The sequence below is a fragment of the Pseudothioclava arenosa genome (assembly GCF_002358085.1).
GTDB lineage: Bacteria > Pseudomonadota > Alphaproteobacteria > Rhodobacterales > Rhodobacteraceae > Pseudothioclava > Pseudothioclava arenosa.
This window is the reverse complement of sequence record NZ_NTJD01000013.1, coordinates 1-20,934: the sequence shown is the minus strand read 5'-3', so window position 1 is coordinate 20,934 and position 20,934 is coordinate 1. Positions and strand designations below refer to the sequence as shown.

Annotated in this window: 18 protein-coding genes and 2 pseudogenes; 6 read left to right on the top strand and 14 right to left on the bottom strand. The window is 62.2% G+C overall.

Going from position 1 to position 20,934, the window contains the following annotated elements; genetic code table 11:
* Positions 1–9 precede the first annotated feature (9 nt).
* Both CLN94_RS13460 and CLN94_RS13455 read left to right on the top strand, forming a co-directional pair.
* Positions 10–288: a hypothetical protein gene (locus CLN94_RS13460; protein WP_096434504.1), complete on the top strand. Its 279-nt coding sequence runs from the start codon at positions 10–12 to the stop codon at positions 286–288.
* Positions 289–370: 82 nt separating this feature from the next.
* Complete coding sequence (locus CLN94_RS13455; protein WP_096434502.1) at positions 371–1,480, top strand: polysaccharide pyruvyl transferase family protein; 1,110 nt, start codon at positions 371–373, stop codon at positions 1,478–1,480.
* 3 nt (positions 1,481–1,483) lie between these two features.
* Here CLN94_RS13455 and CLN94_RS13450 read toward each other — a convergent pair whose 3' ends face one another.
* From CLN94_RS13450 to CLN94_RS13405, 10 genes are all read right to left on the bottom strand, one after another.
* The gene (locus tag CLN94_RS13450) at positions 1,484–2,128 is read right to left on the bottom strand and encodes a sulfotransferase family 2 domain-containing protein (RefSeq protein WP_096434500.1); all 645 of its coding nucleotides are present in this window, start codon (positions 2,126–2,128) and stop codon (positions 1,484–1,486) included.
* 7 nt (positions 2,129–2,135) lie between these two features.
* A complete protein-coding gene (locus tag CLN94_RS13445; RefSeq protein ID WP_096434498.1) occupies positions 2,136–4,718 on the bottom strand; it encodes a glycosyltransferase in 2,583 nt (860 codons plus the stop codon).
* Complete coding sequence (locus CLN94_RS13440) at positions 4,715–6,049, bottom strand: DUF6212 domain-containing protein (protein WP_096434496.1); 1,335 nt, start codon at positions 6,047–6,049, stop codon at positions 4,715–4,717. The genes CLN94_RS13445 and CLN94_RS13440 overlap by 4 nt, the downstream gene beginning before the upstream one ends.
* Before the next feature lie 198 nt (positions 6,050–6,247).
* Positions 6,248–7,117 carry a glucose-1-phosphate thymidylyltransferase RfbA gene (gene rfbA, locus CLN94_RS13435; RefSeq protein WP_096434494.1) on the bottom strand — a complete coding sequence of 290 codons (870 nt, stop codon included), beginning with the start codon at positions 7,115–7,117 and terminating at the stop codon, positions 6,248–6,250.
* Positions 7,114–7,968, bottom strand: a complete 855-nt coding sequence (gene rfbD / locus CLN94_RS13430) for a dTDP-4-dehydrorhamnose reductase (protein WP_096434492.1) — start codon at positions 7,966–7,968, stop codon at positions 7,114–7,116. Before rfbD ends, rfbA begins: the two co-directional genes overlap by 4 nt.
* The gene (gene rfbB, locus CLN94_RS13425; RefSeq protein ID WP_096434490.1) at positions 7,965–9,005 is read right to left on the bottom strand and encodes a dTDP-glucose 4,6-dehydratase; all 1,041 of its coding nucleotides are present in this window, start codon (positions 9,003–9,005) and stop codon (positions 7,965–7,967) included. The genes rfbD and rfbB overlap by 4 nt, the downstream gene beginning before the upstream one ends.
* A complete protein-coding gene (gene rfbC, locus CLN94_RS13420; protein ID WP_096434488.1) occupies positions 9,002–9,562 on the bottom strand; it encodes a dTDP-4-dehydrorhamnose 3,5-epimerase in 561 nt (186 codons plus the stop codon). The genes rfbB and rfbC overlap by 4 nt, the downstream gene beginning before the upstream one ends.
* Positions 9,563–9,677: 115 nt before the next feature.
* Positions 9,678–10,919, bottom strand: coding sequence for an organoarsenical effux MFS transporter ArsJ (gene arsJ, locus CLN94_RS13415; RefSeq protein WP_096434486.1), 1,242 nt, complete (start codon positions 10,917–10,919; stop codon positions 9,678–9,680).
* Positions 10,916–11,926 carry an ArsJ-associated glyceraldehyde-3-phosphate dehydrogenase gene (locus CLN94_RS13410; protein ID WP_096434484.1) on the bottom strand — a complete coding sequence of 337 codons (1,011 nt, stop codon included), beginning with the start codon at positions 11,924–11,926 and terminating at the stop codon, positions 10,916–10,918. Before CLN94_RS13410 ends, arsJ begins: the two co-directional genes overlap by 4 nt.
* A 3-nt stretch (positions 11,927–11,929) precedes the next feature.
* Positions 11,930–12,772, bottom strand: coding sequence for an arsenate reductase/protein-tyrosine-phosphatase family protein (locus CLN94_RS13405; protein ID WP_096434482.1), 843 nt, complete (start codon positions 12,770–12,772; stop codon positions 11,930–11,932).
* A 299-nt stretch (positions 12,773–13,071) separates the two neighbouring features.
* Here CLN94_RS13405 and CLN94_RS13400 point away from each other — a divergent pair.
* Positions 13,072–13,754 (top strand): annotated as a pseudogene (locus tag CLN94_RS13400) (IS6 family transposase).
* A 61-nt stretch (positions 13,755–13,815) separates the two neighbouring features.
* Here the strand turns inward: CLN94_RS13400 and CLN94_RS13395 are convergent.
* The 3 genes from CLN94_RS13395 to bla all read right to left on the bottom strand — a co-directional run bounded on the left by CLN94_RS13395 (position 13,816) and on the right by bla (position 17,217).
* Positions 13,816–14,268 (bottom strand): hypothetical protein, encoded by a 453-nt coding sequence (locus CLN94_RS13395; RefSeq protein ID WP_143598936.1) that lies wholly within the window; start codon positions 14,266–14,268, stop codon positions 13,816–13,818.
* A 321-nt stretch (positions 14,269–14,589) separates the two neighbouring features.
* Positions 14,590–16,086, bottom strand: coding sequence for a serine hydrolase domain-containing protein (locus CLN94_RS13390; protein WP_218837259.1), 1,497 nt, complete (start codon positions 16,084–16,086; stop codon positions 14,590–14,592).
* 132 nt (positions 16,087–16,218) lie between these two features.
* Positions 16,219–17,217: a class A beta-lactamase gene (gene bla, locus CLN94_RS13385; protein WP_096434524.1), complete on the bottom strand. Its 999-nt coding sequence runs from the start codon at positions 17,215–17,217 to the stop codon at positions 16,219–16,221.
* 202 nt (positions 17,218–17,419) lie between these two features.
* On the opposite strand from bla, the gene CLN94_RS13380 reads away from it, so the two are divergent.
* From CLN94_RS13380 to CLN94_RS13370, 3 genes and pseudogenes are all read left to right on the top strand, one after another.
* On the top strand, positions 17,420–18,439 hold the full coding sequence (locus CLN94_RS13380) for an AraC family transcriptional regulator (protein ID WP_218837258.1): 1,020 nt from the start codon (positions 17,420–17,422) through the stop codon (positions 18,437–18,439).
* A 66-nt stretch (positions 18,440–18,505) separates the two neighbouring features.
* Positions 18,506–18,684, top strand: a pseudogene (locus tag CLN94_RS13375) (IS3 family transposase); the annotation flags it as partial.
* A gap of 72 nt (positions 18,685–18,756) precedes the next feature.
* Positions 18,757–19,890, top strand: coding sequence for an alpha/beta hydrolase (locus CLN94_RS13370; protein ID WP_096434474.1), 1,134 nt, complete (start codon positions 18,757–18,759; stop codon positions 19,888–19,890).
* A 161-nt stretch (positions 19,891–20,051) separates the two neighbouring features.
* Here CLN94_RS13370 and CLN94_RS13865 read toward each other — a convergent pair whose 3' ends face one another.
* Complete coding sequence (locus tag CLN94_RS13865; protein WP_143598935.1) at positions 20,052–20,528, bottom strand: hypothetical protein; 477 nt, start codon at positions 20,526–20,528, stop codon at positions 20,052–20,054.
* Between the last annotated feature and the right edge of the window lie 406 nt (positions 20,529–20,934).

Genomic DNA, 20,934 nt, shown 5'->3' with positions numbered 1-20,934 from the left:
GAGACGCACATGAAGATCATTCTTTCCCCGCAAGTTCGCTTCGATGCGGCGCCGATGGCTCTGGAGCGTATGGGCGACAGCCTGACGATCAACGGCGAAACCGTGGCGCTTCAGATCGAACCAGACGACGAGACGCCGCTTCACCCGGCGCTTGTCGGATGGCCCTCGCGTGAAGAGAGCGAATGGGTCGTGACGCTTCTCTATCCGATCCCGCCGGATGCGGCCGAGGCGGCGCGTTTCCCTGAGCCGATCATGGTCAGGGGCGACGGCATGATTGCAACTCCGTGATCAAACTCGCTTAAAGGTTGCAGAACTTCCTCTGCGCAGTTAACCGTGAAGTACGGGGCGCGCGCGCAGAGGGAGGCAATGCATGGCGATCGGGCTGGTGCATTTCAATCACGCCAATTCAGGCAATCTGACGGTCTGGACCGATATGCGCAGCTCCAGCTGGAAGCCCAATTACGGCGACATGCTGGTCTGCGCCTCGATCATCCGGCAGCTCGATTGCGCCGATGGCCCCCGCGTCGGGTTTGGCGGCGAGATGAAGGCCCCTGTCGAACGCGCGATCGTGCGCGGATCAACCTATCTGCACCACCAATTCGACTTCGATGCCGCGAACAAGACGCTGGACAGCCTCGACGCGCCTCTGGCCATTGTCGGGCTTGGCGCGCAGAACCCGCGCTGTGAGGTCGACTTTCTGGACGATAGCGAGGGCGCGCGCGGGTTTATCGCGCGGCTGAACGAGAAATCCGCCTCGATCTCGGTGCGCGGCGATTTTACCGCTGCGGTTGTGGAACGCCTTGGCGGCAAGAACATCCGCGTGACCGGATGCCCCTCGCTTTTTTACACGCTTCAAGCGCCCGAGGTCCGGGTTTCGCCGATGCTGGGCCTGCCGCAGCGCTCGATCGGGGTGTCGATCCATTCCGGCCTGATGCACAATATTTTCTGCCATGCCCCGGACGAAGCCCGCGCCAAGCATGGTGAGGCAATCGCCTGGGCCATGGCGCAGGCGGTCAATGTCTCGATCTTCGAACAGGGCGTGATGCTGGAATTCGCGGTGGCGGACCAGACGCTGAGCTTCGAGGAGCGGCGCGCGGCGGCGGCCGAAGTCATCGCCCGGATCGGTGCCGAGGCGCTGTTTTCGCCCGAAGACCTGATGACGCGGATGGTCAGCGTGCAGAGCATCGAGGAATGGCTGGCCAAGGCGCGCGATCTTGATGCGATCATCGGTTTCCGCTTTCACGGCAACATGGTCGCGCTGCTGCAGGGCAAGCCTTGCTACTATTACACCTACGATTCCCGGCTGAAGGAATTCTGCGAGCTCTACCACCTGCCGCAGCAGGACGTGACGGAGCCTTGGGCCGACCCCGCCGAAGCGATGCGCGCGCATGATTGGGGTGAATCGAACCGCCGTTTTGCCCGGCTTAAGGATGAGTTGCGGGCATTTTATCTTGAAAACGGCTTTGCGCCGCGGCTCTGAGGCCTAGAGGTAACGGCCGAACAGCTCGTAATCGCGCGCATAGAACTCTTCGATCCGCGCGATCTGGCGCGGCGTCAGATCATCGCGCGAGAATTTCGGCCCCCCGGTCTGATCCCGCCCGATCACCAGCGACTTGCCCGTCCGTTCTTCGAGGGTCTGGCGCAGATCCTCCATCTGGTGAAGGCCGAAAATCCGCGAGAACCACGCCGGATCTTCGCCCAGATAGGCGGTCATCGGGTCGGAATGATGGGTGATCGTGCCGAAATGCTTGCGATAGCCTTCAAGGTTATCGACGAATTCGCTCAGCGTCGGGTCGGGGCGAAGACCTTCGTTCAGAGCGGCCTTCTTGAAGCGCGGGGCCGACAGTTCCTGATGGTGGACGACGCGATTGGAATAGCAGGACAACAGCCGCGCTACCGGATCGCGCACCACCGTCACCCGGAAATGATCCTCGCGATCCTGCGGCGCGCTTTGGGCAAAGGCTACGCTCGTGTAAACGCGATGGATGTTGAGCTTCTTGCCATTGGTGATCAGGTCGTTCGGATTCACATCGTTCTGGATGTAAAAGAACACCTTCTTCAGCGAGGTGCAGGCGATCTTGGGAACGGGGTAGTAGCTTAGCTTCCTGTCGTAGACGAATACCGACATCCGGTCCTCACTTCTGCGCCGCGCTCTTGAATCCGGCCTGCAATCTTTGCGCCAGAGGGCGAACGGCCTCAACCCAGTCGCGAGCGTTCATATCGGCGCGCGCGCGTTCGGACAAGCGACGCAACAGCGCGCGGTCGCGCGACAGCCGGTCCAGCGCCGACAGGCAGCCAAGCACAGCCCCCTCAAGCGGCAGCAATACGCCGTTTTCACCGTCGTGCAGCACCTCTGACACCGCGCCGACATCGGTCGCAATCACAACAACACCCTGACGCATCGCTTCAAGGATCGTCAGCGGCAGGCCTTCGTAGCCGGACAGCAGGACCAGCACATCGGCCCAGTCATAGGCGGCGATCAGCTCTTCCGGTGAGGTCAGCACCGGCTCGACATGGCGCGCGACAACCGCGGGCAGGGGCGCACCGGCCATTACCGCCCCGCCGATCACCCGCCAGTCGAATCGCGGCGCCTCGGCGCTGGTCATCACCTCGGCCAGCCGCTCGAGCCCCTTCTGCGCATCCAGCCGCCCCAGATACATCACCCGCAACGGCTCTGCGGGATCGCGCCCGGCGCGCTGCCTAAGGCTGGCCTGCGCGATCTCTGCCGGCAGCGGAAAACTGGGCGCATTCGGCACCGCGACGATCTTGTCCTGCGGGATGCCCATCGCATGGCACCAATCCGCAAGCTGATGCGAACAGGGCGCGAAATAATCGAACGCATGCTCGTAAGCCGCCGAAAGATAGGTATTCCCGACCGGTCGCCCGAATGCCGACAAATCGGAAAGATGCAGCGAACTGACCGTCTGGATGCCAAGTCTGCGCAACTGCCCCATCACGCCGGCGGCCGCGCCGCCATGAAAGCTGATCACGACATCAAGCCAATGCAGCATGCCCAAAAGCCGCCCATGCGCGCCGTCCTGCGCCCAGCCCGGCACCTCGGTCCCAAGATAGGCGCCCTGCCCCCCGCCCCAGGCGCGAAACGCCGGATCGGCCAGGAAGTTGATGCTGCCGACAAGCGCGCGCCACTCGTCGGAAATCGCCGCATCGCTCCGCTCCAGCACAAACAGATGCGGCTCGAAACCCCAGGACCGGAGCGCCCGCACGAAGTTCAGCGCGACTTTCTCGACCCCGCCGAACTCGATCAGCGGCAACAGGATACCAACATGCCGCCCACCATCGCGGAGCCGCGGATAGGCCACACCATCCGACAGTTCACGACGCAGAATCAGGTGCGGCGCCTCGCGAATGGCGATGTCCCCCTTGCGCCAGCCCAGCTGCATCATCGCGCCACGACGCCAGGGCGACGCGCGAAGCCGCTGCACCATCGACAGGAAGGAAAACACAGCCGTTCCCGCAATCGGAGCAGACTGCGGCGGCAGGTTCAGCTCCAGCAGCCGGATCGCAGGCTGGCAGGCCGCGCTGGCCAGTGAGTTGATCCAGGCCGCGCTTTCATCCTGCAGCGTCTCACGCAGGAGCGCCGTGCGGATCATCAAGACATTCGCGAGAACCTGCCGCCCCTCGGGCCGATCGCTCTGCGACAGGCCGGCACGCCCCTCAGAGCCGGGCTGTAGCAACAGCGCCGAAATGCCCTTTTGGTCCGCTGCGGCCTCCAGCGCCCAGAACGCCCAGTGCAGCATCTTTGCCGCCTCCAGCTGTTCCAGACCGGCCTCGGTCGCGACCACCATGAACGGCGGCGACGGATGGCGCGATGGGTCCGATTGGCTAAGCCAGATCCGCTGCGAAAACGCTTCGGGCGAAAGACGCTCGGTCTCCTGACCGGGGTCCGAACTCAGCGCCACCTCGTCGCGGTCACTCAGATAGATCGCGAAGCGCGGCGCCTCGGCCTGCTCAAGCCGCATCAACATCGCGGGCCGGAATGCCTCGCGATGCTTTTCACGCATCGCAAGACGGATGGCAGCGCCCTCGCGCTCGGCCTCGCGCAGCATGCTTTCGGGACGCTTGCGATACAGAAACCCGAAATCCTCAAGGTTCACGCCCGTGAACCCCGCCGCCGCAGCCGAGAGGAAAAATTCCCAATCCTCAAAGCCCTTGCGAAAGCTCGTGTCAAAGACCACGCCCGCCTCAAAGACAGCGCGCCGGATCAGGCTACCGGCCTCGCAAATGTTCATCTGCGCATGCAAAAGCTGCGAATAGGGGCCGCCGTAATCCCCGGCATAGCGCTGCCCGAACATGTCGATATTCGGATAGACCCAGCCCGCCTCGGGATGCGCCTCAAGCGCGGCCAGCGCGCGCGCGAGCGCCTTGGGCCGCAAGCGGTTGTCGGCATCAAGCAGATACACCGCCTCGACCTCGGGAAAGGTTTCAAGCGCGAAGCGGATGCCACGGTTGCGGGTATCGCTCAGCCCGCCATTCGGCTTCGGCAAATAGATGACGCGGCCGGGATGGGCGCGCGCATAGTCCAGACAGGTCGCCTCGGTCTCAGCGAACGGACAGCCGTCATTCACCAGGATCAGCACGATCCCGAACTCAGCCTCCTGCGCGAGCACGCTTTCGATCGCCTCGATCAGCAGCGCCGAATGCCGATAGATCGGCACCACGACCGCCACGCGGTCGCGCGAAAGCACCTCGGCGCTCATTCCGCGGCCACCTTCGCGGTTTTGCCGATCATGCGGAAGAAGCAGGCCTCGACCGGAGCGGGCGCCACACTTTTGCCCGCGACGCGGCTGAGCAAATAGAGATCATGCGGCTCGGCAAGCGGCTGGTCGAGGAACAGGTGCAACTCGCGCCATTCATTCGGCGGCAGGCGCAGCCAGTCCGAGACCCGCCCCTGATCGAACTGCGGCAGGTGTGAAGCAACCCGTTTGCGCGCGTTCGCCGGGGCCAGCGCATAGGCATATTCGACCTCGGGCCCGGCTTCCTGCTCAGTCTTCACACCGCCGAAAATATGCACCATACCCGGCCGCCCTGCCCCATCAATGCGCGCCGCGGCCACCGCCTCGCTTTTCGGGCGCACGAAAAGCCCCGTGCGCAGATCCGAGAACTCGACCGCGCCCGGCTCGGGCGAGGCATTCTGCGCCCGGCGCAGCGCCGAGAGCCCGATATTCCATTCATCCGGCATCGGCGCCAGCTGCGCCGGATGGCCATCGACCGGCAGGGCCGCCTGCGTGCCCGGCACGAATTTCCAGAGCCGCAGCGCCAGCATCGGCGCACCGGATCGCGGCGTGAAGCGCGGGTCCGGGTGCGGCATCGAAGGCATCAGGCGCAACTCGCTTTCGCCCTCCCAAACCAGCCGCAGCACCGCCGTTTGCGGATCGGGGCCCAGCGCGCGCGCCAGCGACAGCCGCAGCCAACCCTCGGTCAACTGATGTGCCGGGATCACCCAGTCCGCCACCGCCTCACCATCTTCCAACAGTTCCAGCGTCACCCGCAGGCTGCCCGCGCCCGATACCGGCGCAGACCGCAGACAAATGCCGATATCGCTCAGGCCGGGGCTGTCTGCGGGCAGGCGCTGTTCGATCTCGTCGCCCGGGCGCAGGCTCAGCGCGGGCAGGCCCGGATCGGGCGAAAGCGTCATCGTCAGGCTACGCTCCGAGCGAACGATCCGGTGGAAATAGGCCTCAAGGCTCGCGAAGGCGCCTTGCATATTGTCGTGGTCGCGCCGCAGCAGCGCCACTTCGCGCATCAGCCGGGTCTTGCCCGCATGGCTGCGCCGAAGCTGCGAAGACAGCCGCCGCGCAATCGCCGCAAACACCTCGGCCTCGCGGTTTCGCGCACGCGTGTGGTCTTCCAGATCCAGCCCATCGGCCACACCAAACTCGACCCGCCAGAGTCGATCGGCAATGGCGTGGGCCTCAAGCGCGGAGCGCGAAAGCGCCAGAAAGCAAAGAACATCTCCGGGCAGGCCCTGCGCCGGGCCGATCAGGTTGCCCTCCAGATCGCAAAACGTCCGATCGTCGGCCCCGATCACCGCGACTTGCGCGATAGCCGATAGAAAAGACGCGGATTTCGCATCGGAATTTACAACTATAACGATAGGTTTCCAGGATTCATCCATTCCGAAAATCTTTCGAGACAGGCCAAAAGGCTTCGCATCCGGCACAGAGAAATTGCCGGCTGCGACCTCATACTAACTAATTTTATATTAGAAAATAGCTTTCGTTACGCCTTAATCGCGCAAAAGCTCCTGAAGGTGCTGCGCATAGGCGCTTTGACCATGACACTCGCATAAGGCGAAAAGTTGATTGCGATCAATCCAGCTAGCACGATAGGCGATTTCTTCGGGGCAGCCGGTCTGCAACCCTTGCCGCTGTTGCAAGGTCCGCACGAAATTCCCGGCATCCAGCAGGCTGCCCTGCGTGCCGGTATCGAGCCAGGCATAGCCGCGGCCCATGATCTCGACTGTCAGCGCACCCTCGGCAAGATAGCCCGAGAGCAGATCGGCAATCTCAAGCTCGCCGCGCGCCGAAGGGCGGATTTCGGCGGCCCGCTCGGGCGCCGCTCCGTCAAGGAAATAAAGCCCCGTCACCGCATAGCGCGAGGGCGGCGCCGCGGGCTTTTCAACGATCGCCCGGGCGCGCCCATCGGGGTCGAATTCCAACACACCGTAGCGCTCGGGGTCCGAGACCCGGTAGCCAAAGATCGTACCCTCGGGCCGCGCCATCGCCGCCGCGAGAACCTCGGTCAGGCCATGGCCGAAGAAGATGTTGTCCCCAAGAACCATCGCCGAGGGCGCCCCGGCCAGAAAATCGCGCGCCAGCAGATAGGCCTGCGCGAGGCCCTCGGGGCGCGGCTGTTCGATGAAGGCAAAGCTCAGCCCCCATTGCGACCCATCCCCCAGCAGGCGACGGAATTGCGGCTGATCTTCGGGGGTGGTGATGATCGCAATCTCGCGAATGCCGGCCAGCATCAGCACGCTCAGCGGATAATAGATCATCGGCTTGTCATAGATCGGCAAAAGCTGTTTCGAGGCCCCCATCGTGATCGGGTACAGCCGCGAGCCGGTGCCACCGGCCAGAATGATGCCCTTGCGCGTCATGTCGCCTCCTCCAGTTCCCTCAGCACGGTGCCCAGCGCGGCGCGCCAGTCGGGCCGCTTGATGCCGAACACCGCCTCGGTGCGGGTGCAGTCGAGCCGCGAATTCAGCGGGCGGCGGGCGGCGACCGGGTAGTCGTCTGATCCGATGCCATGCACCTGCGTCACGCGCCCGGCCTGACGCAGGATCTCGCGCGCGAAATCGGCCCATGAGACATCGGGCGCACCCGCGAAATGATAGGTGCCCGAGGTGCCGGGGTCGGCCCTCAGCGCCCGCGCGATCTGCAAGAGCGCCTCGGCCAGGGCACGCGCCGGGGTCGGCCCGCCGATCTGGTCCTCGACCACCAAAAGGTCGGGCCGGTCTTGTGAGAGGCGCAGCATCGTGGTGACGAAATTCGGCGGGCGCGCCGAAAACACCCAGCTCGTGCGCAAGATGATATGGGCGCCGCCCGCGGCCCGCACGCCCGCTTCGCCCGCCGCTTTCGAGGCGCCATAGACATTCAGCGGCGCGACCGGATCGCCGGGCTGATGCGGCGCAACGCCTGCGCCATCAAAGACGTAATCGCTGGAAATATGCACAAACCCCGCGCCCAGCGCCACCGCCGCACGGGCCATCGCGGCGGGAGCTTCGGCGTTCATGCGGTGGGTGCGCGCCGGGTCATCCTCGGCCAGATCCACCGCCGTGAAAGCCGCCGCGTTGATCACCATCTCGGGGCGAAACGCCGTGATCGCAGCCGCACAGGCCGCCGGATCTTCGAGGTCAGCCTCGGCGCGGCCCAGAAACCGGGCCTCGGGCGCGAGTTGCCGCAATTCGCGCGCGACCTGCCCGGTGCTACCAAAGACCAGAAGCCTCATGCCCCCGCCCCCAGCCGCCGCCCGACGCCGTCGCGCTGCAACAGCGGGCGCCACCAATCCTCGTTGTCCAGATACCAGCGCAGGGTGCGGCGCAACCCCTCCTCGACGCTGACCGAGGGGCGCCAGCCCAGTTCCGCCGCGATCCGGCCGGGGTCGATCGCATAGCGCCGGTCATGGCCGGGGCGATCCGGGACAAAGGCGATCAGCCGATCATGCGGCGCGGCCTCGGGGCACAGGCGGTCCAGCTCGGCGCAGAGAAACCGCACGAGGTCGATATTGCGCAGCTCAGCCTCGGCGCCGATGTTGTAGCTGCGCCCGGGCTCCCCGCGTTCCAGCACCTGCAAGAGCGCCTCGGCGTGATCCTCGACGAAAAGCCAGTCGCGCGTGTCCGCGCCGTCGCCGTAAACCGGGATCGGCCGCCCCGCGAGCGCATTCAGGATCACCACCGGGATCAGCTTTTCGGGAAACTGGCGCGGCCCGTAATTGTTCGAGCTGTTGCTGAGCACGACCGGCAGACCATAGGTCGCGCCCCAGGCCCGCACGAGATGGTCGGACCCCGCCTTGGTCGCGGAATAGGGCGAGCGCGGGTCATAGCCCGTATCCTCGGTGAACCGCCCCTCGGGGCCGAGCGCGCCGAACACCTCGTCGGTCGAGATGTGATGGAAGCGAAATGCCTCGGGCCGGCCGACGCCCTGCCAATGGGCGCGCGCGGCCTCAAGCAGGTTGAACGTGCCGACAAGGTTCGTTTCCACGAAGGCCGCAGGCCCGTCGATCGAGCGATCGACATGGCTTTCGGCGGCCAGATGCATCACCGCGCCGGGCACCTCTTCGGCAAACACGCGGGCCAGCGCGGCGCGATCCCGGATGTCGGCCTGCACGAAGCGATAGCCGGGATCGGCAGCAATATCATCGAGGTTCGCAAGGTTGCCCGCATAGGTCAGGGCATCGAGGTTCACTACCCGATACCCGCGCGCCAGTGCCAGCCGCACCACGGCCGAGCCGATGAACCCCGCACCGCCAGTGATCAGGATCTTCATCGCGCACCCTCCCAGACGAAGGGCGAGTGCCAAGTATCGAAGCCGGGCGCGTCTGCGTCGCGCGGCGAGAGGATCGGCGCGCCACCCTGCCCCCAGTCGATGCCAAGGCTGTCCCAGCGCACCGCGCCATCGGCCTCGGGCGCATAGGGCGCGGTGCATTTGTACTGCACCTCGGTGTCGGGCTCGAGCGTGAGGAACCCGTGCAGGAACCCTTTCGGGATCAGCATCTGCCAGCCGTTTTCCGCGCTCAGCCGCTCGGCCAGCCAGCGCCCGTAACCCGGCGAGCCGCGCCGCGCATCCACCGCCACATCGAGGATCGCGCCACGCGTGCAACGCACGAGCTTGTCCTGCGCATGGGGCGGCGCCTGATAATGCAGCCCGCGCAGCGTTCCTGCCGCGTGCGAGAGTGAATGATTGTCTTGCACGAAGTTCAGATCGAGCCCCGCCGCGGCCATTTCCCCCGCGCTCCAGCTTTCGCTGAACCAGCCGCGCGCGTCCTCATGCCGGCGCGGGCGCAGCAGCATGACCCCTTGCAGCGTCGTCGGCCTGATCTCCATGAGCGGTCTTTCGCGGGAACGGATTGCCTGTTGGCGAAACCCTAGGGTCTGCCCGATGCGCGCGCAACGACCAACTGGCGGCGTGGTTTCGGCTTGTTAAACGGGCGCTTGGGCGTCAGCGCGCGAGCCGACGCATCGAGAGCCAGCTGGCCAGCGCCATCGCCCCGGCGGTCGCGAGGCACAACGGCAACCCGCCCGCCTGATAGCTCAGCCCGGACAGGAGCGTCCCCAGAAGCCGCCCCGCCGCATTGGCCATGTAGTAAAACCCCACATCCATCGTCACCCGGTCTTCGCTGGAAAAGGCGAGGATCAGGTAGGAATGCAGTGAGGAGTTCAGCGCAAAGACAAAGCCGAACAGCAAGAGCCCCGCGACCAGCGCCACCGTCAGCCACAGCGCGGGCGCCCCCGCCAGAAGCGCCAGCGCCGCCAGCCCGAAGGGGATCGGCGTCAGCAGCCCCGCCCAGCGCGCCGCCGCCCGCGCGGCATGGGCTTCTTCCGCCCGCGCGGCCCGCAACAGCCGCGGCGCCATGCCCTGCACAAAGCCGTAACCGATGATCCAGAGCGCCATGAACCCGCCGACAAGGAAAAACGCCTCGCGCCCTCCCTCGGGCGTGCCATCCGACAGCACCGCGTGGAAATAGATCGGCAGGCCCACGACGAACCAGACATCACGCGCGCCAAACAGGAACATCCGCGCCAGCGACAACCCGTTGATCCGCGGATCGCGCGAAAAGATCGCGGCGAATTTCGTGCCCTTCTTGCCCGTCGGCAGGCCCTTGGGCAGGAACAGCATCACCGCCAGCAAGATTGCCGCCAGCAGCGTCGCCATCCCCCAGAGCGAGGCCCGAAACCCGAACAGCCCGAGCGCCGCCGCCCCCACGAAAAACCCCGCGCCCTTGACCGCGTTCTTGGAACCGGTCAGCACCGCGACCCAGCGAAACAGCGCGCCATCGCCCTTGGGCGCCAAAAGCTTGACTGCCGATTTCGAGGACATCTTGGCCAGATCCTTGGCCACGCCCGAAGCGCCCTGCACCGCCATCACATAGATCACCGAAACCGTCACGCCCCAGCCCGGGTCCATCCCCGCCAGCGCGACGAGGGCGCTGATCTGCAAGGCCAGCCCGCCATAAAGCGTCGCCGCCAGACCAAAGCGCGCCGCCAGCCAGCCGGCGGCAAGGTTCGTCACGATCCCCGCAATCTCATAAAGCAGGAACAGCCAGGCCAGCTCGATCGGCGAAAACCCCAGCCCGTTGAAATGCAACAGCACCAGCATCCGCAGCGCGCCATCCGACAGCATGAAGGCCCAATAGGCCGCCGTCACCGCCGCATAGGCGCGCAGCGGATTTTCCGTGGTCATGCGAGCGACCCCGCAATCATCCGCGCGATATCGCCCAGGCGGCAGGCATAGCCCCACTCGTTGTCGTACCAGGCGTAGATCTTCACCTGCGTGCCGTTGATCACCATCGTCGAGCGCGCATCCACGATCGAAGAGCGGCTGTCGTTGGTGTAATCGCACGAGACAAGCGGGCGGGTTTCATAGCCCAGAATGCCCTTGAGCGGGCCGCTGGCGGCCGCCTCGAACAGCGCGTTCACCTCTTCGGCGCTGGTCTCGCGCTCGACCTCGAAAACGCAGTCGGTGATCGAGGCATTCAAGAGCGGCACGCGCACCGCATGGCCATTCAGCCGCCCCTTCAGCTCGGGGTAGATCAGCGTGATCGCCGTGGCCGAGCCGGTCGTCGTCGGGATCAGGTTCATCAGCGCCGAGCGCGCACGCCGCATGTCCTTCGCGGGGCGGTCGACGATGGTCTGGGTGTTGGTCACGTCATGGATCGTGGTGATCGAGCCGTGCTTGATGCGCAGGTTCTCGTGGATCACCTTGACCACAGGCGCGAGGCAATTCGTCGTGCAGCTCGCCGCCGTCACAAGCTTCTGCGAGCCGTCGTACAGATCGTGATTGATGCCGTAGACGATGTTCAGCGCACCGCCATCCTTGACCGGCGCCGAGACCACGACCTTTTTCACGCCCGCGTCGAAATAGGGCGCGATCTTGGCCTCGGCCTTGAAGACGCCAGTGCAGTCGATCACCAGATCGACGCCCAGCTCGGCCAGCGGCAGATCCTCGATGCGCTTTTCCTGCGTCAGCCGCATCCGGCGCCCGTTGATCGTGAGCGCGTCGGGCTCGTGGCCGATCTGCGCGGGCCAGCGGCCGTGAACCGAGTCGAACTCCAGCAAGAGCGCGTGCTGCTCGGGGTCGCCCGAGATGTCGTTCAAAAGCACGATCTCACAGCTCGGATCAGTGTCGATCAGGTCGCGCAGCACCAGTTTTCCGATGCGGCCAAGGCCATTCAGGGCAATACGGGGCATGGGTCAGTCTTTCTGTTGGGCGTCCATGCCGATCGCATCGACATGGGATTGAAGGGACAGCCGGTCGAGGCTGGCAAAGGGCAATTCGACGAAAGCCGCGATCCGGCGGCGCAGCGCGCCATAGGTCGTTGCAAAAACCAGCGCCTTTTCCGCATCGCTGCCCGTCGCCTTCACCGGATCGGGCAGACCCCAGTGGCCGGTAATCGGCTGGCCGGGCCAGGGCGGGCATTCTTCGGCCGCCGCCGTGTCGCAAACGGTAAAGACGAAATCCATCACCGGCGCATCCGGCGCCTGAAACTGCAAGATGCTCTTGGAGTGCAGATCGGCGGTGTCGTGGTGATTGCGTTGCAGGACCTCGATCGCATGCGGATTCGGCCCTGCGCCGGGGGTCGTTCCGGCGGAATAGGCGTTGAACCGCCCGCCGCCCAAATCCCGCAACAGCGCCTCGGCAAAGAGCGAGCGCGCGGAGTTTCCAGAGCAGATGAAGAGAACGTTATAGGTCTTGCCCGTCATGTCAGGGCCCTCCTCGGGAAGCGACCGCAAAGAGCCCATCAGATCGGGCCGGGCGCGGCCAATATCGAGCGCGAGATAGCCGATCAACATCTCGGTGGTGTGAAGATCGACCGAATAGATCAGCGAACGCCCCTGTCGATCCGCCTTCACCAAGCCGGCTTTGGCCAGATCCGACAGGTAATGCGACAGCGTGTTCTGCCGCAGCTCCAGCGCCTCGGCGATCTCGGTCGGACGCGCGCCCTGCGGAGCAAAGCGCATCAGCAGCCGGAAAACGGCAAGACGACCGGGGTGGCCAAGCGTGGCAAAAGCTTGAGTGGCGAGGCTTTGTTCCATATTTCCGGAATATCGGAAATATTCGAATTTACCAGTGAAGATTTCGTGACGGCCTGAGGGCCTTGCACGATGCAATCGCTCGGCCACGCCAACCGCGGGCTTTGTCAGGTTGCTGACGTCGCAGCGTCCGGGTAGTTCAGGTCCATGTTGAACATCGAAGATTTGTCGCGGATCAAAGGCTTTCGGTTTCCGAAGAGTGTCATCGGATACGCCGTCTGGGGGTACTGTCGCAAACTTTCGACTTTCTGAGCGCGCGTGATATGTTCGCGTTGTCAGGGAGTTGGCAAGAGGCGGTTGGCGTGATCGAGTTCAAGGGCGTGCATTATTCGAAGTCCGTGATCCTGCACGCGGTTTTCTTCTACCCCCGCTACGCCGTCTCCTACCGTGACTTGGAGGAGATCATGACAGAGCGCGGGGTGAAGGTCGACCATGCCACGCTGAACCGTTGGGTGGTGAAGTTTGCGCCGCTGATCGCGGCCCGGGCGCAAGCGAGAAAGCGGCCAGCCGCCACTTCTTGGCGGATGGACGAGATACATCAAGGTGAAGGGTCGCTGGACCTACCTCTACCGGGCTGTGGACCGCGGATGGGCAAACCCTTGATTTCATGCTCTCTGAGCGCCGCGATCTGGCCGCCGCACGGCGGTTCTTCAAGCGAGCAATCAGCACGAACGGTGTGCCGGATCGGATCGTCATCGACAAGAGTGGCGCCAACCTCGCAGGGCTACAGGCGGTGAACGTGAGCCTGAAATTCACCGGCTGCGGGTGCACCATCGAGATCCGACAGGTCAAATATTTGAATAACATACTTGAACCGGACCACCGCTTCATCAAGCGGATCACCGCCCCGATGATGGGCTTCAAGGCTTTCCACTCGGCGGCCGCCACCATCGCAGGTATCGAGACCGCGCACATGATCCGAAAGGGGCAGATCCCAACCGATAGCATGTCGGCTTTTCAGATCTTCGCCGGGCTCGCAGCATGAGTCTGTCCTACGGCGGGGCTATTCCGACTTCAGTAAAACTTTGCGACGGAACCGATTACTCTCATCGAGACCATACGTCGCTGCGTCGTCCGTAGATTCGGACCGTTGCGGTGCCCCCCGTCGGAACGCGCTTGTAGATAATCTTCACGGTCCGAATGCCGCGCACAAGGCCGGGTAGGAGCATCTTGCGGGTCCGGCTTCCGGCCGCAATGATCGACCGGACACGCAGCTCGGATGCTTCCCCGTTGCTGAACGTCACCTCTATGCTTTCGATGAAGATCGGCTTGTCTACGGCTTCGACAACAAGGCCCGTAAAGAGCCCTTTTGCCAACGTGACCGGAATAATACTGAAATTCTTGATAAGGTTGACCCTGCTCTCTCCAAGCAGGGTCCAACCCTCCCCCAACGACGAATCTGCGCGCGCCGCCAATGGAAAAGCCGCAACAAGTGCAATAAATCCGCGGCGCTTGATTTTCGCCGGAGAACCGAGACTTTTGATGGGTGCTTGAGTCATTCCTCTATCCCTTTGAGCTTGCTCATCTCTTGAGGTTCTGCATCACCGTCTTGCATTCAGCACGCATCGCGCTGTGCCACGCGCCGGATGCAATGGTCCTGATTCCTGCGATCAGAAACGCTGGCACAATGTGACGTGAAGGAAATCCTCCTGGTCGCCGTTTCGCGCATAGTCGAGGCCGATTTTCTAGGACACCCGAACGCGGAATCCGACCGCGGCGGCACGCGCCGCCGCTGTCAAGGTCTTGGGATTCGGTGGAGGGGTCGATCTGCGCCTCGCAGGATCGCCTCTCCACCTGATCCGTGGCTCTTGTCGCCCCGGTTATTCGAAGACAGTCCCGGAGAGGTCGAAATCATCGACCGCCCCTTCGCCCCGAATGAAGATCCGGTGGTTGAACCGCACGTAGTTGAGTTCGCCAGACGGATCTTTAAGCAATTCGCCAAGGGCGCCCTCGTTCGGGCCTTCGGTGATGATAAAATAGCCATCAGCCGTATTGGCCACATTGGCCGGCGCGGGATCCGATCCGCTGGTCAATGCGGAGAACTGCACAAACACATATTTGTCGCCGTCTTTGCGGATCTCGATGTTTTGGGAATTCCCCTTGAAGACGCCGACGAACGGGTCGAGGACAGCCGGATCAACACCCGCTGCGACCGGAGAGTTGGCCTCGATTCCCGTGAAGGCTTTGACCATCGAGTTCGCAATTTTCTTGTAGGCTTCGGATCCGCGATCGCTGTGGACCAAAACCACCACGGCAAAGTCGCGATCCGGGATCAGCTGCAGAAAGGAACGCGTGCCAGGCCAATTCCCGCCGTGGCTGGGGCTGGTGACCCCGTCGTAATCGTGGATGAACCATGTAAGCCCGGTAAAGTCGCCGGCCTCGGCCTCGACGGCCGGAGCGTGGGCATAGTCCAAGGCTTCTTTGGACAGCAGCTGGTTCCCGGCGGCGTCCTTGCCGTCCAGCTGAAAGCGGGCGTATTTCAGCATGTCGCTAACCGTAGACCGGAGCGCGCCGGAGGCTGCGGATTCTGGGATCAACGGAATGTAGTACGGCTTGAGATCGCTAATGTTGCCTTCGCCGTAGATCGGCGGATGACCCCATGCGTAATCTTTGGCCGGCGGGGTGGGGTCGTAGTTAAAGGATGACGAATCCATGCCGAGCGGGGTGAGCAGATTCTCTTCGATCAGATTCTCGATCGGCTTTCCGCCGGCATGCGACACCACATGGGTCGCGAAGGTGATGCTGGTGTTGTTGTACATCCAAGTTTGATCGAACGGATAGAGCTGCTCGACGTAAGCCGCCTGGAGCATGACCTTCTCGCTGATCGACCCGCCCGGAGGAACACGAAGGAACCCATGGTCGCCATACCAACCAGCGCGATGGTGGAACAGGTCAACGACCCGCGCTTTCGACGTTGCGTCGGGATCCGCGACCCTCCACCACGGCAGGAGGTCGACGACACGCGCGTTCAAATCCAGCTCGCCCCGTTCGGACAGCTGCAGGGCCACTGTCGACAGGAAGGTTTTGGTCACAGAGCCAATTTGAAATTGAGTATCAGGGGTAACGGCCTCGTCGGTGCCGACCTTCGTGATGCCGAGGCCGGCGCTGTAAGTGTTGGGCCCATGGATGACCCCGATACCAAGCCCCGGGATGTTCATTTCCTTGATCAGTTCAGCAGTTTCGGCGAGGACCGCATCAAAGGTCGCCTGACCCTCCTCCTGTGTCATGAACTGTTGGCTTTCCTGTGCAAGCGCGGGTTGAAGTGCAAGTGATGACGAAACGGTCAACGTAAATAATAGTTTCATTGGGTTCTTCACCGTATTTTTCCTCTTCGTTAGATTTCCCATTGGGTTTCTCGTTTTGATATAGTGATGTCTCTTCCCGGAAGGTTCTGTCTTCGCCGTGCAAGTCCACACCGGCAAAGGCTGCGCTCCACAAGGTTTTCCGGTTTACTGCTTCGCCATCTGCCCGACATTGAAGTAGTCGAACAGCGACCGGGCGACCTCGGCAATTGCCCGATCCCTGTCCGCCTCGGATGTCTCGCTGCTCTTGGTGAACACGGCGATTGCAAACCGGCGACCGTCGGGGAGCGTGATATAGCCGACGTCATTGGCCACTCCCCCGATGGTTCCGGTCTTGTTCCCCACGGGCGTTCCACGGGGCAGCAGGCCCTTGAGCCGGCCAGCGCCGGTGCGCGTGCGTGACATGACGTCAACCAGGAAGTCGCGGCTCTCGGCGCTTGTCGCCGCACCACTGTCGATGGCAAGCAGCAGTTGCAGCATCGCGAGGGGCGTTGCTTGGTCACGTGGATCTGCCTCGAAGTCCAGATTGCGGTCAGCCTGGATCTTCAAGAGTTCCGGCCGGGCCTTGAAGACCTCTGTGGCGAGTTTATGCGTGGCCGGTCCCGGCAAACCATAGAACTCCCCGATGATCTCGCCGGTGGGCCGATCGACTCTGATATCGCTGATCCCGATCCTGCGCAGATATTGGGTCACCGCCGCGGGTCCTCCAGCCAGTCCCATCGAGATGTCGGTCGCCGTGTTATCGCTCTCCGTGATCATCACCTCGATCACGTTCGCGATCGACAACTGGAGCCCAGGGTGAACGAATGTGCCGTTCAGCGCAGCGTCCCCGATCATCATCATGTCGGGTGTGACCTCGACCATCTGGTCGAGGCTGAGTTCCCCCCTATCCACGCGATCCAACACCGCAGCGGCGATCGCAACCTTGTAGGTGCTGGCCATGACGAAGGTTTCATCGCCATTGAAAGCGATGACGTCGTCGCCGCCGATTTCCTGCGCCGCGAAGCCGATGTGCCCGGCAAGTTTCGTGGCGACCCGCTCGATCGCGGCTCCAACCGCATCTGCGTCTGTTGTCTGGCCGTATGCCGGGCCGAAGGTGGCCGCCGCGGAAACCGCAAAGGCCATGATGGTTTTGCGTAGTTTCATTGAAGGAATCTCCTTTCTGCGAATGGGGCTTGGGCCCCTGTGCCGGCAAGCGTCATCGACGTTTTGCGCAAGGTGCCCGAGTCTCTTCACCTCTGGCTTCAGGCCTATCACGGCCGTAAGGCGATCTATTTGCATTCCATGCCAGTGGAGACATATTCTTGGCGCAAAGGGTTAACCGACAAGGGAGGACGGAACGGTGCCGATGAGCAGGAAATCTGACCCGAAATTCACGCGCGCGATGTTGGTTCTTTACCCGCTCGCAAAGGCCTTCACCTTGCGGGGCGGCGATATCGAAGCGCTTCTGGCCCGAAACGGCATTCCCCACGCCGCGATGACCGACCCCACGAAGCTGGTTGACGCCTTCACCTGTTATGCCGCGATGGAGGATATGGCGGAAACTCTTGGTGATCCGTATTTCGGTGCAAAGGTGGCAATCGAGACCGCGAGCAAGGGAACGCCAGCGTTCCGGGAAGCGGCGACCCATGCTCTTACCTTGGGGGATTTTCTGTCCCGGTTGGTGGTGGAAGTCCCAAAACAGGTTGATAACGTGCGGCACTCCGTTTCCGTCACCTCCGATGCTGCAAGCTTCGAGGTGCACCGCACCGTCAAGGTGCACAAGCCCTCAACACAGTTGGATGCAATCGGCGTGACACTATTTGTGACTCTGATAAAGAAAGGGATCGGTGAAACTTTCGACCCGAAAGACATCCTGATCACTGTCCCGACCACCAAGGGGCTTCCGCCGGGTTTTCTTCCGAAGCGGGCACTCATCACATCCCCGATCGACGGAATGCGGATTTCATTTCCGCCGCACTGGCTTTGGGCACCGTTCTCGCTGGACTGGGAACTGGCCGCGTTGCCACGCGGGGAATTCGGCCCCGACGGCCACAGCGAAGCGACGCTGACCTATCTTCGCGGCATGCTGAGGGATAATATCGCACATCCCGATCTGCGCCTTGAAAGCTTTGCCGCGATCTGTGGCCTGCATCCACGCCGCGTCCAGCGCATCATGCAGGCCATGGGCTCCTCTTTCAGCCAGATAAGGGACCACATGCGCCAATGCGTCGCCGAAGACCTTCTGTCGAAGACGGCGCTGCCCGTCTCGCAAATCGCACTTGATGTGGGGTTCTCCAGTCCGGCGGCCCTTGACCGTGCATTCAGGCGATGGACCGGTAGGACGCCGACACAATTCAGGGCAGAGTCGAAGCCCGAACAGGTTTAACCTGCCCCCGCGAAATCGCTCACGGTGATGTAGTATAAGTGCCGACCCTGAAGGAGCAGTCGAATGCGGAAGATCCGTTTCTGGCGTTATGACTACAACACGGTCAGACCGCTTTCATTGCTGGGCAACCAGACACCGCTGCAAGTGTGCCGGACGCTTGAGCAATTTGAGGGCTCCGCACCCGGTGCGCTTGCGCAAGACGGGCAACCCGAATATGCAGTCCAGCTTGCAGACTTCCATTATGACCGAGGGACCAGCAGGGGGCAGGTCACGTCGTGTGTTTACGCTCAACCTATAAACTGGGGAGAAATCTTCTGATGTTTTTTGGCGTAGATGGCGTGAAGTTCAAGGCCTGTATTCTAATGCTTGTCACAAGTCTTGCAATTGTGGGCTGCGGTTCGGCTGAACGCGGGATCATCGGCTTGGCAGCCGAACCTCAGAACGGTGATGCGGCCAACAATATCAGAAAACACGAGATCTTCATCCTGACCTCGCGTGCTCCGGACAGTGATCCAACCATTTTGTTCTCGGGAAAACGATCTTCAGAAATTGGGTTGGCGAAACTGACGGTCAGTGTGCCCCCGAACCACACACCCGGCAAGATAGAGAGCCCCCGGTCCGGCATCCCCCGTCCAACGGAGCATTTCACCGCAACCGATCCAGCAATCTTTGCGTCCGAAGGCGATTTCGTCTCCGCCTTGCAGGCAGAATTGAACCGGCGCTCTGTCCATAACCGGAACGTTTTGGTTTTTGTGCATGGCTACAACACAACCTTGTCAGAAGCAGTTCTTCGGATGGGTCAATTCGTTGAGGATTCCGGCTACGAGGGCGTTCCGGTTTTGTTCAGCTGGGCCTCCGGTGGCCATTTGTTGGACTACGTTTATGACATGAACAGCGTCCTGATCGCGCGGGACGACCTGTTGCTCGGTGCTAATCTTATCTCGAAAACCAACGCAAAGGCCGTTGATATCCTATCGCATTCCATGGGCAATCTGCTGACGGTCGAAGCAATGCGACAGGCAAAACTTAACGGCACCTTGAACCGGACAGGTCGGCTTCGCCATGTCATTTTGGCGGCACCTGACATTGACGCCGATCTGTTCCGGCAGCAGCTGGCACCGTTTGCCGACAATGAGCGGCAGTTTTACATTCTTATATCTCACGACGACCGGGCTTTGAGTTTTTCCCGGATTCTTGCGCGAGGAGTGCCGCGGGTCGGCAATGAGGATGTTGAATATCTGGCAGGACTTGGCGTGACAATCTTGGATCTGTCTGAGATCGACGTGAATGGTTCAAACCACTCAAAATTCGCAGACTCGCCCGAGATAGTGCAGTTGATTGGAAAGCGACTAAGCGTCGATGGAGTGGGGACGAGGAACGGTTCGGATCCACTCCTCTCGTCGGTGCTGATGCTGCCAATTACAGTCACCGCAGCGACGTTGGCCCGGTGACCGCCGCAACGTCTGAGCATCAACGCGCGAACTCCGGGTCATATCTTAAACGTAAACGCAATGGTTGCGTTGAAGGACCCCGCAACGAAGGCGTTTGACCTCTTGCCGGTCAAACCATCGGACACCATCACGGATCATGCAACCAAGACAACTGAGCGGCTTCAATCGCCAGCCTTCACCATCATGGCGTCGCTGATTTCGAACAAGCGCGTGTTGCCACAGATCACGATGACGGAGCGCAGGCGGGAGGCTGGTGCAACTGCTGTCATTGAAACTGTCTGGGTATCCAGCACCTGTGCAACCATTCCGTCCGGCGGTGTCGTGGAAATCACCGCGAAGACCGATGGCACTGCAGAACGATCTGCCTTTCCGATTTTCAGGCTGACAGTATATCCTGGTGTTGGCAGCGTGAGATCGCCGCTCACGAAAAGGAGGGGGGATGCCCCATCATGCGGAGCCGGGGTGAGTTTTCCGACCCAGTTTCTGCTTTCGATCACAGGGCAATCATCGGAGGGCGTCGAGGAAGACATTTCGCGCTCGCTCTGGACTTGATCCGACTGGTTTTGCGCGTTGCACGCAGTTGTAGCAAGCATCGGTAAAACCGCCAGACAGAGGACCAAGGCTTTCGATGGTGTCATGACTGGATCCTCCTGAAGTTAAACCCGTTTCACCGCCGCTGTTGCGTCGCCCGACATCAAGAGCTGCTGAATCGCAGCAGCTTATGACGTCCTTGTAATACGGCTGTGTTCACACCACGCCCCCCGAACGCCTTTGGCACGGCAAAGAATGTATGGATCAAGCCACGACTTACATCGGCCAAAAATAACAGTAGGCAGAATGTTGACGCGCTGCAATCGGGAAACAAGATCCAATGCCTACGCTGGAGAAATCCGCCAGGTGCGTTTGGCATCGTGGTCGGCATTGTTGCAGAACTCTGGCTGCGAAGGATTCACATCGCGAATCCATGCAGTTAGACGCGTGGTATGAGCAAGCCCAAGCCCGCCCGCTATCGCACGACGAACTGGTCCGACTACAACGCTGCGC